The sequence below is a fragment of the Pseudomonas sp. ChxA genome (assembly GCF_030263855.1).
Taxonomy (GTDB): domain Bacteria; phylum Pseudomonadota; class Gammaproteobacteria; order Pseudomonadales; family Pseudomonadaceae; genus Aquipseudomonas; species Aquipseudomonas fluorescens_CB.
In genome coordinates, this window is sequence record NZ_JARPMK010000001.1 from 4,385,745 (window position 1) to 4,398,026 (window position 12,282).

Genomic DNA, 12,282 nt, shown 5'->3' on the forward strand with positions numbered 1-12,282 from the left:
TCAAAGGTAATGAAGTGAGTGTTTCCAGCTAATAAAACCATGCTTAGCCAGGGATAAGCTCAGCGTACACCCACAATGAGGCGCCTGCGATGCAGACTAATTGTCTTTTCCATATTACCTGTAAGGCAATCAAGCCATGAGCCAGATCAGCCCGCGCCTCACCCTGCTGACCGCCTCCGGCGTCTGCTCGTTGATTGTGCTCGACACCAATATCGTCGCCGTCACCCTGCCGAGTATCGCGCGCGACCTGGGGGCGAACTTCGCTGATATCGAGTGGGTGGTCAGTGCCTATATGCTGGCGTTCGCCGCGTTATTGCTGCCCGCCGGCAGCATCGCCGACCGCTTTGGTCGCAAGCGGTCGCTGATCTGGGGCTTGAGCATTTTCATCCTCGCCTCCCTCGGCTGTGGCGCTGCACCGAATGCGTTGTTCCTCGACATTGCCCGCGCGGTCAAAGGCGTCGGCGCAGCCTTGCTGCTGACCTCTGCCCTGGCCTCCATCGGCCACACCTTTCACGATGACGTAGAACGCGCCAAAGCCTGGGCGTTCTGGGGCGCGTGCATGGGCGTGGCGATGACCGCCGCGCCGACGCTCGGCGGCGTGATCACCCAGTACCTGGGCTGGCGCTGGATCTTCTACCTCAACCTGCCCGTGGGCCTGGGGTTGATGGCGTTGGCGCTGCGCGCGATCCCCGAATCGCGCGACACTCAATCTGCGCGCCTGGACCCGTGGGGCAGCCTGGCCTTCAGTGCCAGCCTGTTGTGCCTGATCTGGGGCTTGATCGAGGCCAATCGCATCGGCTGGGACAGCCCGCTGACCTACGCGCGCTTGATCGGCGGCGCAGTGTTGCTGGGGGTGTTTGTGCTGGTCGAACGTATGCAACAGCGGCCCATGGTCGACTTGCAGCTGTTCCGCCATCCGCGTTTTATCGGCGCGCTGCTGGGGATGTTTGCCTACGCCGGATGTGCCCAGGTGATGATGACGTTACTGCCGTTTTATCTGCAGAACGGCCTGGGTTTTTCGGCCATAGCGTCGGGTCTGGGCATGTTGCCGTTTGCCTTGACCATGCTTATTTGCCCGCGAGTCGGAGCGCGACTGGCCGGGCGTTTTGCACCAGCGACGATGATGGCAGCCGGCTTGACCCTGGTGGGCTGCGGCAACCTGTTAAGCGCCTGGGCGGTGAATGTGGGCGGTTATCTGCCCTTCGCGCTGGCGATTGCGGTGACGGGCGCCGGTGCGGGCCTGCTCAATGGCGACACGCAGAAAAACATCATGGCCTGCGTGCCACGTGACCGTGCGGGCATGGCTTCGGGCATGAGTACCACCATGCGTTTCAGCGCGATCATGTTGGCCATCGGCGTGTATGGGGCGCTGTTGAGCAGCCATAGCGAGCAATTGCTCAGCGCGAGTATCGACGCACAGTGGCAGGCGCAGGTGGCGGGGATTGCGTCGCGGGTGGTGGCCGGGGATATGCCGGCGGCGATGGGCTTGCTGCCGGAACCGGCGCGGGCGATGGTGCAGCCATTGGCCCGACAGGCGTTTGTGGGTGGGTTCAGCGGGGTGTTGTGGGTGGCGGGGTTGTTGGGGTTGCTGGGGGCATTGGTGGTGGGGACGTTGATGCGAAAGCCGATACCCGCCCTGGCGCAAAACTAAAATGTGGGAGCGGGCTTGCCCGCGATTACGGTGTATCAGCCGACAACTATGTTGCCTATGCCACCGCCATCGCGGGCAAGCCCGCTCCCACATGGATCACCTGGGTCTTCAGATGTGGGTTACCAGAACCGCTGCTGGGTCAACCGGCTCCACCAGGTCAGCAACACGCGGTCGACCGAGCCGCTGGCCGCCAGGCCCACGCGTTCTTGCAGGCTTTTACGCTCGGCGTAGTGCAGGTGGAACACGTCAGCCGTCTTGGCCTTGGTTGCCAGGTATTCGTCGCTGGTTTGCAGTTCGTCGACCAGTTGTTTATCGAGCGCTGCAACACCCAGCCACACTTCTCCGGTCGCGACGTCATCGATTGCCAACTGCGGGCGATAGCGCGACACAAAGTTCTTGAACAACTGATGGGTGATGTCCAGGTCTTCCTGGAACTTCTCCCGCCCCTTCTCGGTGTTTTCGCCAAACACGGTGAGGGTGCGTTTGTATTCACCGGCGGTCAGCACTTCAAAGTCGATGTCGTGCTTTTTCAGCAGGCGATTGACGTTGGGCAACTGCGCCACCACGCCAATGGAGCCGAGGATGGCAAAGGGTGCGCTGATGATCTTCTCGCCAATGCACGCCATCATGTAGCCGCCGCTGGCCGCAACCTTGTCGATGCACACGGTCAACGGCACGCCGGCCTGACGAATACGCGCCAGCTGCGATGAGGCCAGGCCATAGCTGTGTACCATGCCGCCGCCGCTTTCCAGGCGCAACACGACTTCGTCCTTAGGCGTGGCCAGGCTCAACAGCGCGGTGATTTCATGGCGCAGGCTCTCGGTGGCCGAGGCCTTGATGTCGCCGTCAAAGTCCAGCACAAATACCCGCGCCTTGGCCTCGGGTTTCTTCTTGCTGTTCTTCTTTTCGGTCTTGCTTTCGGATTTGCGCAGGGCCTTGAGCTGGTCCTTGTCGAGCAGGCTCGATTCGAGGCGCTCTCGCAGGCCTTTGTAGAAGTCATTGAGCTTGCTGACCTGCAATTGGCCGGCGGATTTGCGCCGCCCCTTGCTGCGCAGCGCGGCGAAACTGATCAGTACCACCAGAATAGCGACCACCAGGGTGACGGTCTTCGCCAGAAAGCTCGCGTATTCAGCCAAAAAATCCATATGTCTCCTCAAAAAGCACGGCGCCAGGCGCGGATGGCCCCAGCATACCGACGGCACCGCCTTGGGACCAGTGCTCAAACCGCCAGCAGTCGGCCTCTAACGCGCTTTTAAAACAAGCGTATGTTTTTTCATTGACAGCTCGCAGGCATCCTCATAACCTCGCCAGACTTTCAACGTACCGGGAAAACGGACGTGGGCAGCATCTATCTGATTCGACATGGCCAGGCCTCCTTCGGTGCAGACGACTATGACGTCCTGTCGCCCGTCGGCGTGGAGCAAGCGCAAGTCCTCGGTCGCCACCTGGCTGACCTGGGCCTCACGTTCGACCGTTGTGTCTCGGGCGACCTGCGTCGCCAGCAACACACCGCCACCGCCGCATTCGACCAATACCGTGCCCTCGGCCTGCCAGCCCCAACCTTGGAAATCGACCCGGCCTTCAACGAGTTTGACGGCGAAGCGATCATCCGCGCCCTGCTCCCCGACCTGCTGACCACCGAGCCTCACGCCGTGGATATCCTGCGCAACGCTGCGCAAAACCGCAGTGAGTTCCAGCGCATTTTCGCCCTGATCATCGAGCGCTGGCTGGCCGGCACCTACGACCCGCCCGGGCTGGAAAGCTGGCTGGGTTTCGTGGAGCGTGTGCAGGGTGGCCTGCAACGCATCCTGGAAATCGCCGAGAACACCGACAAGGTCGCCGTGTTTACTTCCGGCGGCACCATTACCGCCCTGCTCCACCTGATTACCCGAATGCCTGCCGCGCAGGCCTTCGAACTGAACTGGCAAATTGTTAACACCTCGCTCAACCAGCTTAAATTCCGTGGTCGCGAGGTGGCACTGGCTTCCTTCAACAGTCATACCCACTTGCAACTGTTGAAGGCGCCGCAGCTCATCACGTTCCGATGAATTGCGGCCAACCGTGACCCCAAGGTCACTGGACTCTACCTTAAAGGATCGAAACCATGACTGACGTAGCCAAAGCTGTAGAAGCAATGAAAGCCAAATTCAACCCAGCCGCCGCCGACGGCCTGGACCTGGTGTTCGGTTTCCGTATCGACGACACCCAGAACTTCTCGCTGGTGGTGAAAAACAACACCTGCGAACTGCTGGAAGGCGAAAACCCTGACGCCCAGGTTACCCTGGTGACTGACGGCGAAACCATGGAAGGCATCGTCAGCGGCGAGACCGACGGCATGCAGGCCTTCATGAGCGGCAAGCTGCGCACCGAAGGCGACATGATGCTGGCCATGAAACTGAGCGAGCTGTTCCCGGCCTGATAAGGCCGCGCTCAAAAAAATCCCGCCTTTCGGCGGGATTTTTCGTTCAGCCAGCCTCCCGGTCAGCGGGTGTTGGCGTTATCCATTTCTTCAAACGTGTCCATGTACGCAGGGTCATTACCATCGTTTTCACGAATCACACGCCCTTCATAGTCGGCGGTGATTTCACCGGTATTGACGTCAAGCCCAACCACGATCACCACCTTGTATTTGCCCACTTGCAAGTACATGTCATAGAGGTCCCGGGGTTCATCGGGCGCCATAAAAAAGCTGTAGCTGTAACGTACGCGCCTGGTTAACACGGGCCACTGTGCTTCAAACGTGCGGGAATCGAAGGATGGGAGCACATCGCCGATTCCACGCAGCGCGGCCTCGACCAGTTGGTCATTGTCCTTGGCTTTGAAGACCACCGGATGCGTGCGAGTCATCGACCGCATCGGATTGGGAACAATATCCGTTTCAAGGCGGTACATGCCGCTGCTGAACCACTTTGTTGCATCGAAGGTGTCGTCACCTTTCTCGCATTCGCGGCAATGCATCATCAACGGTGCCGCAGCGCTTTCTCGGGAATACAGTGAAGTGATCAACACACCGCAGGTAATCAGCAGTGCCCCCAATAGGCCTGCCCTGCCAACCCGCGCGATAACATTTGCCATCGTTTACATCCTTGTCTGGAGGGGTGGCGAATTTACCTGATTCAGACCTTTTGGTGGCGGGAATTTTTGGCTGCCCGTTCGCAAGCGATTTAGTTTTAATGTGGGGACTGGGTTGCCTGCTGTGGCGGTTTGTCGGAGTACATATCCGTTGCTGCGGTGATGGCTTCTATTGGTTCCGCTCTTACAGCGGGTCACTTTTGCAAGGACGCAAAAGTAACCAAAAGGTCCTCGCCCCACCACTCGGTGCCTCGCCTAGGCTCGGCATGCCCTCACTCCGGCTTGAATCCGTGGGCCGCCGCGATGGGCCATCCTTGGCCCAGCGCGGCTAACCCGGCGTCCTGCCGGGTTACCCACGGATTCAAGCCTGCGTTCGGCCAGCGTGGTTAACGGGGCGTCTCAGATCAAAAGCAGATCAAGATCAAGATCTACAGCACGGCGGCCTGAAAGCCGACCTGAGTGGTTGAATCAAAAGCCAGGTCAAGTGCGAAGCAAAAGCCTGTCTACCTGATGCACCGTGGTCTAAATGTGGGAGCGGGCTTGCTCGCGAAGGCGGTGGGTCAGTCAATTCATCTGTCACTGATACACCGCATTCGCGAGCAAGCCCGCTCCCACAGTTGATCGCATACAGTCCTGAACATGTGCTTTTCTGTGGGAGCTGGCTTGCCTGCGATGCAGACAACTCGGTACATCAGGCACACCGAGTTGATGCCATCGCAGCGGTGCGACGATTCGACAAGCCAGCTCCCACATTAGACCGAGTATGGCTCTGCTGTTGCTGTTGCTGTTGCTGTTGCTGTTGCTGTTGCTCTGGCCCTTACATCCTTTTCGATGACGAAGTCAGCGGTCTTTTGATCTGCGCTTTTGATCTTGATCTGAAATCGCCCCGTTAAACACGATGGCCGCAATTCGACAGGGATTTGGGGGGTAAACCGGCAGGGATGCCGGTTTAGCCGCGCTGGGCCAAGGATGGCCCATCGCGGCGACCCCCCAAATCACTGGCGGATTGCGGGCATGCCGAGCCTAAGCGAGGCACCGAGTGTTGGGGCGAAGACCTTTTGGTTACTTTTGGCTGGGCCGGCATTCCGGTCTTTCCAAAAGTGACCCGCTGTAAGAGCGGAACCCTACTCAGCCGTTACCGCAGCAACGGATATGTACACCACCAACAAACCACCACAGCAGACAACCCAGCTCCCACAGAAAAGCGAATCAGTGGCACGGCTTAGCTTTTCGGTTGCAGCAACAACGCCACCAACGCACTCCACCCGGTCTGATGCGAAGCCCCCAACCCACGCCCGGTTTCGCCATGGAAATACTCATGGAACAACACCAGATCGCGACTGGCCGGGTCTGCTTCCAATTGCGCATAGCCCGCCATCGACGGGCGCAGGCCATCTTCATCGCGTAAAAACAAGCGGGTCAAACGTTGGCTGAGGCTGTCGGCTACTTCTTCCAGGGACGCCAGATAACCACTGCCCGTCGGGTACTCCACCGAGAAGTTATCCGCGTAGTAGCGGTGAAACTCGCGCAGCGATTCAATCAGCATGTAGTTCACCGGCATCCACAGCGGCCCGCGCCAATTGGAGTTGCCGCCGTACAAGCGTGAGTCGGACTCGCCGGGCTGGTAACGCGCGCACAGGGTGTCGCCGTTCATCTTCAGCGCCAGCGGCTGCTCGGCGAATGCCTTGGACAGGGAACGCACGCCGAAGGCCGACAAAAACTCCTGATCATCAAGCATGCGCCGCAGCAGGTCCTTGGTGCGCTCGCCGCGCAGCAAGGCGAGCAACAGGCGGTTGCCCTGCCCCGGTTCGTTCCAGCGCGACACCAGCTTGGCCAGGTCCGGCCGGTGCTTCATGAAACCCAGCAGTCGCTCACGCAAGCCTTGCAAGCCTTCGTGCTCGCGTTGCTCCAGCACCAACACGGCAAACAACGGCATCAGGCCGACGATGGAGCGCAGGCGCACCGGCTCGTTCTGGCCGTCCGGGCGGTGCAGCACATCGTAGAAGAACTGGTCCTGCTCATCCCACAAGCCTTCGGCGCTGTCGTCGACACGGTTGATCGCGCCGGCGATGTAGAGGAAGTGCTCAAAGAACTTCACCGCGATATCCACGTACACAACATTGCGCTTGGCCAGTTCCAGGCCAATGCGCATCAGGTCCAGGGCATAGGCCGCGACCCACGCGGTGCCGTCGGCCTGATCCAGTTGGTAGCCCGGCGGCAAAGTGGCCGAGCGGTCGAACAAGGCGATATTGTCCAGGCCCAGGAAGCCGCCCTGGAACAGGTTGCGGCCCTCGGCATCCTTGCGGTTGACCCACCAGGAAAAATTCAGCAGCAGCTTGTGGAAAATCCGCTCGAGGAAATCCATGTCGCCCACGCCGGTCAGCGCCTTGTCCTGCTGATACACGCGCCAACTGGCCCAGGCATGCACCGGCGGGTTGGCGTCGTCGAAACGCCATTCATACGCCGGCAGTTGGCCATTGGGGTGCATAAAGCGATCTTTGACCAGCAACAACAACTGTTGCTTGGCATACCCCGGATCAATCAACGCCATCGCCACGGCCTGGAATCCCTGGTCCCAGGACGCATACCACGGGTATTCCCAAGTGTCGGGCATGGACAAAATGTCGAAGTTCGACAGGTGCCGCCAATGGGTATTGCGGATATGCAAGCGCTCGGGCGGCGGCGCGGGTTGGGCCGGGTCGCCGTCGAGCCACTGGTTTACATCAAAGTAGTAGAGCTGCTTGGACCACAGCAACCCGGCCAGGGCCTGGCGCTGCACATTGCGCGCGTCATCATCGGCAATGCCTTGCTGCAAGGCGGCGTAGAAGTCGTCCGCCTCTTGGCGGCGCAGTTCAAACAGCTTGCGTGCATTGACCTCAGGCGCGTCCACCGGCGCAAACCGCAGGTACAGGGTCTTGCTCTCCTGGCCCGCCAGTTCCAGGACAAAACGCGCGGCGACCTTGGTGCCCACGTCCCGGCGGATTACCGAGTCTGCGCCACCCACCACGTAATCGTTGATGCCGTCCTTGAACGGCCCCGGCGCCGGTTGCCCATCGAGCTTGGGGAAGTTGCTTTCGTTTTCGCAGAACAGCCACTCCAGGCCGTCCTGGCCCCAGGCGCTGAGATGGCGGTCGGTCAGCTCATGATGCCGGGCCAGCACCTGCTCACCGTCCAGGCGCAATTGCGGCTTGGGCGCGTCAAGGGTCCAACTCCAGTCATTGCGCGCCCACAGTTGCGGCAGCACCTGCACACGCGTCGGCTGGTCCGCGCGGTTGTGCACGGTGACGCGCATGAAAATATCGTCAGGCTGATACTTGGCGTATTCGACCGTTACATCACAGTAGCGGTTGTCTTCGAATACGCCGGTGTCGAGCACTTCGTACTCAGCATCCTCAAGCCCACGGCGGGCGTTTTCGGCGATCAGGTCGGCATAGGGAAAAGGCGCATGCGGGTATTTGTAGAGCATGCGCATATAGGCATGGCTGGGCACGCCGTCGACAAAAAAGTACAGTTCCTTGACGTCTTCTCCGTGGTTGCCCTCGGCGTTGTTGAGGCCGAACAGGCGCTCCTTGATGATGCTGTCACGCTCGTTCCACAGCGCCAGGCCCAGGCACCAGCGTTGCGCCTTGTCGCTGAAGCCGGCCAGGCCGTCCTCGCCCCAACGGTAGGCGCGGCTGCGGGCGTGTTCGTGGGGGAAATAGGCCCAGGCATCGCCGTCGGCGCTGTAGTCTTCGCGCACCGTGCCCCATTGGCGTTCACTTAAATACGGGCCCCACTCGCGCCAACGCTCGGCGTCTTGGGCGGCCAGGCGCTGGCCTTCAATAGTTGCAAGGATGTTGGTTGCGGGCGTGGCCGTCATTGGGTCCTCCATCACTGACACAGTGGGGGCAGTGTAAAACCCATCCGTGCGCGGATGCACATGAAGTCGTGTTCGCGCGCGCAAAAAAAAGAGGCCGCTGATTAGGCGGCCTCCGTTTGTAGCGGCGCGAGCTTAGAAGATCGCGTAGGTATAGTTGAAGATCAGGCGCGTCTGGTCCTGGTCCGCAGTGCCGGTGTTGTGCCCTTTGTAGGTACCGGTACGGAAGGTGGTGCCGAAACCTTTGAGCGGGCCTTCCTGCACGACGTAATCGAGGCGGAAGTCGGTTTCGTTTTCTTTCTGATCGGAGCCGCCGGCCACTTTGGACTTGATGCCCGTGCCGTCCAGGTACGCCACGGAGGCTTTCAAGCCCGGTACAAGGGCCTTGAAGTCGTAGGAGTACTGGCCAAAATTGACCTGCTCGCCCGCACGGGAGAACTGGCCAACCACGGCGTCGGTGAACAGGTAGAAGTCGCTGCCGCCCGCACCTTGTGCGTTTGGATCAGCGATGCTGCCCTGGTTGACCCAGACGAAGCCGCCGTCATCGCTCACACCGATGTGACCGAGCATCAGGCTGCTGCCACCCAATTGATAGGTGAACGCGGCGCTGTAGGTTTTGTTGTCCACTTCGCCGGCGTGCTTGGCGTAGCCGCCGTTGTTGTTAAACTGGTAGCCGGCTTCGCCGTTGCGACCGTCGCTGGTGCTGTCGAAGTAGCGCAGGTCAGTCTTGAACGACTGGTCGTTGCCCAATGGCAGCACGTGCACCAGGCCGAAGTAGTTCTGCTTGTAGAAGTCTTGCAGGTCGGCGTAGTAGTACTGCAACGTCAGGTTTTTAGCGATGGCGTTGTCGGACGAGCCAAACGGTTTGTAGTCCACGCCGCCGAACTTGAAGCTGTCGCTGTCGCGGGTACCGCCGGCAACGCTCAAGCCTGTGGAGTTGCTGGAAGCACGGCCTTCGGCACGGTTGAGTTCACCACCGGTGAAGGTCACGTTGGGGATGTCGTTGGAGGTCAGGATGCCGCCGTCAAAGGTCTGCGGCGCCACACGGCTGTCGTTGGAGACCAGGATAGGCAACACCGGGGCCAAACCGCCACCGACGTGCAACTCGGTCTGGGAAATGCGGAACTTCACGTTACCCGCAGCGCGACCGAAACTGTCGGCGGGTTCAGTGCCATTGTTTTTGGTCGGGAAGAAGCTGTTGCCGTTACCCGCCAGGCCCGGGCCTGCGGCGTGGCCGTCGCCACCGTCCAGACGCAAGGCGCCGAACGCCATCACGTCGAAACCGACGCCAAGGGTGCCTTGGGTGTAACCGGATTTGTAGTCAAAACGCAGCAAGGTCGCGGCTTCGCGTAGATCATTGCTGGTGCCCGAACGGTTGTCCGCGCTGTAATACATGGTTCGCGAGCTGACAGCCGCATGGCTGTCTTCAAGAAAACCGCTGTGCCCCGTGCCCGTGCCCAGAGAACCGAGCCCGAAGTCATCAGCGCACGCTTGTTGCGCGAGCAACGCTGCGGTGATGGATAACGCCAGTGTAGAAATTTTCATGTGTAACAGCCCCTAAACATTTTTTTATGTGCGTTGTGTGCAAACGGCGTTTTCATCCCTACAAACGTAACGATTGTTTCATGAGGACCGGGGCGCGCCTCGTGAAGAATTAGTTAGGAAAGTACCCGTGAAAATGAAATTTTCCTGGCGTCGATTTTTGTCATATTTGCGTCATTTCATTCATTTGCAGAATGAAGTCCTGAGGATTCTTCGTTTGCCAGCCCCCCTAAAGCCCAACAGAATCCAGAGAAAGGCCGCACCCTCACCACCGTGTTCAGGAATTTTTCTATGCCAAGCGCCGCGTATGTCAGCCCCGACGAGATTCGCAAAGACTTTTCCAGGGCCATGTCCGACATGTACCGAGATGAAGTTCCGCTGTACGGCGCACTGATGGAGCTGGTAGCCGAGACCAACACGCGGGTTCTGGAGAGTGATTCGGGCCTGGCCCAACAGCTGCGGCGCACCGGTGAAGTGGAGCGCCTGGCCATGGAGCGCCACGGCGCCATCCGCCTGGGCACCGCCCATGAACTGGCCACCATCGGCCGTCTGTTTGCGGTGATGGGCATGCAGCCAGTGGGCTATTACGACCTCACACCCGCCGGTGTGCCGGTGCATTCCACCGCCTTTCGCGCCGTGCATGAACAGGCGCTGCAGGCCAGCCCGTTCCGCGTCTTCACGTCTTTGCTACGCCTGGAGTTGATCGAAAACCTTGAGCTGCGCGCCTTCGCCGAAAGCGCCCTGGCCAAACGCTCGATTTTCACCCCTGGCGCGTTGGCGCTGATCGCGCAAGCCGAGCGCGACGGTGGCCTGAACGCGGAGGATGCCCAAGTGTTTATCCGCGAGGCTTTGGAAACCTTTCGCTGGCACCACACCGCCACCGTAACCGGCGCCCAGTACCAGCAATTGAGTGACCAGCATCGCCTGATCGCCGATGTGGTGGCCTTCAAAGGCCCGCACATCAATCACCTGACCCCACGTACCCTGGACATCGACCAGGTGCAGGCCGCCATGCCCGGTAAAGGCATCACGCCCAAAGCCGTGATCGAAGGTCCGCCACGTCGCCAGTGCCCGATCCTGCTGCGCCAGACCAGCTTCAAGGCGCTCGACGAGCCCATCGCGTTTACCGACGCAAAAGGCAGCCACAGCGCGCGCTTTGGCGAAATAGAACAACGGGGTGTGGCGTTGACGCCAAAGGGTCGCGCCCTGTATGACCAACTGCTGAACGCGGCGCGCGACGAACTGGGCGCCTTCCCGAATGAGGGCAACGCTGCACGTTATGTCGAATTGATGGAGCAACACTTTCAGGCCTTCCCCGATAACCACGCGCAGATGCGTGAACAGGGCCTGGCGTATTTCCGCTACTTCGTCACCGAGCAAGGCTTGGCGGCACGCGGCCAAGCCGATTCAGCGCAGACGCTGGAGGCCTTGATGGCAGCCGGGCACGTGGCGGCGGAGCCATTGGTGTACGAGGATTTTCTGCCGGTGAGTGCGGCGGGGATTTTCCAGTCGAACCTGGGCGATGCCGCGCAAAGTCACTACACAGCCCATTCGAACCAGGCTCAATTCGAGCAGGCACTGGGGCGCGGGACGATTGACGAATTGAAGCTGTATGCCGAGACGCAGCAGCGTTCCATGGATGAATGCATCCAGGCGCTGCGTGCATGAAATAGGATGCCCGCCCGGCTCAGCAGCGCAATCCTTGCGCCGCAACAGTCCCCAGAGCCGGGTGGACGGCCGGCATCATAAGCAGTGAAACGCCGGCTGTCGCTCAGACAATTCTGAACAAATATGTCCGCGTCCTGTAGGACCCTTTATTGCAGCAAGTCCCTGATCTCGTCTTTAACCAACAGGCGTTTATCCTTCAGTTTCTTCAACGCCTCATCACTACCGGAAGCCTTTTCGGCGCTCACCACCTGCTCATCGACGGTGTTGTACTTATCAAACAGCGCGTTCAAATGGGGATTTTTCGCCCGACGCCCGTCGACCTCTTCCTTGCTCAAACCCAAATCCTGATACAGGTCGTGTTTCACTGGCATGGAGTACCTCCGCAAGTTGATCAATGGCCTACGCTTTGAAACTAGCCCATTCCAAGGGCTCTTGTCATGTCTTGGGTCAAGGCGGTCCCGTTCGTCGTAATGCGCACGATGGGATCAAACCT

Annotated in this window: 9 protein-coding genes; 4 read left to right on the forward strand and 5 right to left on the reverse strand. The window is 59.9% G+C overall.

Going from position 1 to position 12,282, the window contains the following annotated elements:
- The first annotated feature begins 136 nt into the window (after window positions 1-136).
- Entirely contained in the window at window positions 137-1,651 is a 1,515-nt protein-coding gene (locus P5706_RS19335) for an MFS transporter (RefSeq protein WP_285680961.1), read from the forward strand.
- Between the two features lie 119 nt (window positions 1,652-1,770).
- Here P5706_RS19335 and sohB read toward each other — a convergent pair whose 3' ends face one another.
- Window positions 1,771-2,796 carry a protease SohB gene (gene sohB / locus P5706_RS19340; protein ID WP_285680963.1) on the reverse strand — a complete coding sequence of 342 codons (1,026 nt, stop codon included), beginning with the start codon at window positions 2,794-2,796 and terminating at the stop codon, window positions 1,771-1,773.
- A gap of 192 nt (window positions 2,797-2,988) precedes the next feature.
- Between sohB and P5706_RS19345 the strand changes: the two genes are divergently transcribed.
- Together P5706_RS19345 and P5706_RS19350 are read left to right on the forward strand one after the other, a co-directional pair.
- A complete protein-coding gene (locus P5706_RS19345; RefSeq protein WP_285680965.1) occupies window positions 2,989-3,699 on the forward strand; it encodes a histidine phosphatase family protein in 711 nt (236 codons plus the stop codon).
- Window positions 3,700-3,755: 56 nt separating this feature from the next.
- Window positions 3,756-4,070 carry an SCP2 sterol-binding domain-containing protein gene (locus P5706_RS19350; protein WP_095016621.1) on the forward strand — a complete coding sequence of 105 codons (315 nt, stop codon included), beginning with the start codon at window positions 3,756-3,758 and terminating at the stop codon, window positions 4,068-4,070.
- 62 nt (window positions 4,071-4,132) lie between these two features.
- Here the strand turns inward: P5706_RS19350 and P5706_RS19355 are convergent, their stop codons facing one another.
- The 3 genes from P5706_RS19355 to P5706_RS19365 form a co-directional block, all read right to left on the reverse strand.
- Complete coding sequence (locus tag P5706_RS19355) at window positions 4,133-4,726, reverse strand: hypothetical protein (RefSeq protein WP_285680969.1); 594 nt, start codon at window positions 4,724-4,726, stop codon at window positions 4,133-4,135.
- A gap of 1,219 nt (window positions 4,727-5,945) precedes the next feature.
- Window positions 5,946-8,582: an MGH1-like glycoside hydrolase domain-containing protein gene (locus P5706_RS19360; protein ID WP_285680971.1), complete on the reverse strand. Its 2,637-nt coding sequence runs from the start codon at window positions 8,580-8,582 to the stop codon at window positions 5,946-5,948.
- Between the two features lie 132 nt (window positions 8,583-8,714).
- The gene (locus P5706_RS19365; protein WP_200434835.1) at window positions 8,715-10,124 is read right to left on the reverse strand and encodes an OprD family outer membrane porin; all 1,410 of its coding nucleotides are present in this window, start codon (window positions 10,122-10,124) and stop codon (window positions 8,715-8,717) included.
- Between the two features lie 288 nt (window positions 10,125-10,412).
- Between P5706_RS19365 and hglS the strand changes: the two genes are divergently transcribed.
- Window positions 10,413-11,789 carry a 2-oxoadipate dioxygenase/decarboxylase HglS gene (gene hglS, locus P5706_RS19370; RefSeq protein ID WP_285680973.1) on the forward strand — a complete coding sequence of 459 codons (1,377 nt, stop codon included), beginning with the start codon at window positions 10,413-10,415 and terminating at the stop codon, window positions 11,787-11,789.
- A gap of 146 nt (window positions 11,790-11,935) precedes the next feature.
- Here hglS and P5706_RS19375 read toward each other — a convergent pair whose 3' ends face one another.
- Entirely contained in the window at window positions 11,936-12,160 is a 225-nt protein-coding gene (locus tag P5706_RS19375; RefSeq protein ID WP_056860349.1) for a DUF465 domain-containing protein, read from the reverse strand.
- Window positions 12,161-12,282 lie beyond the last annotated feature (122 nt).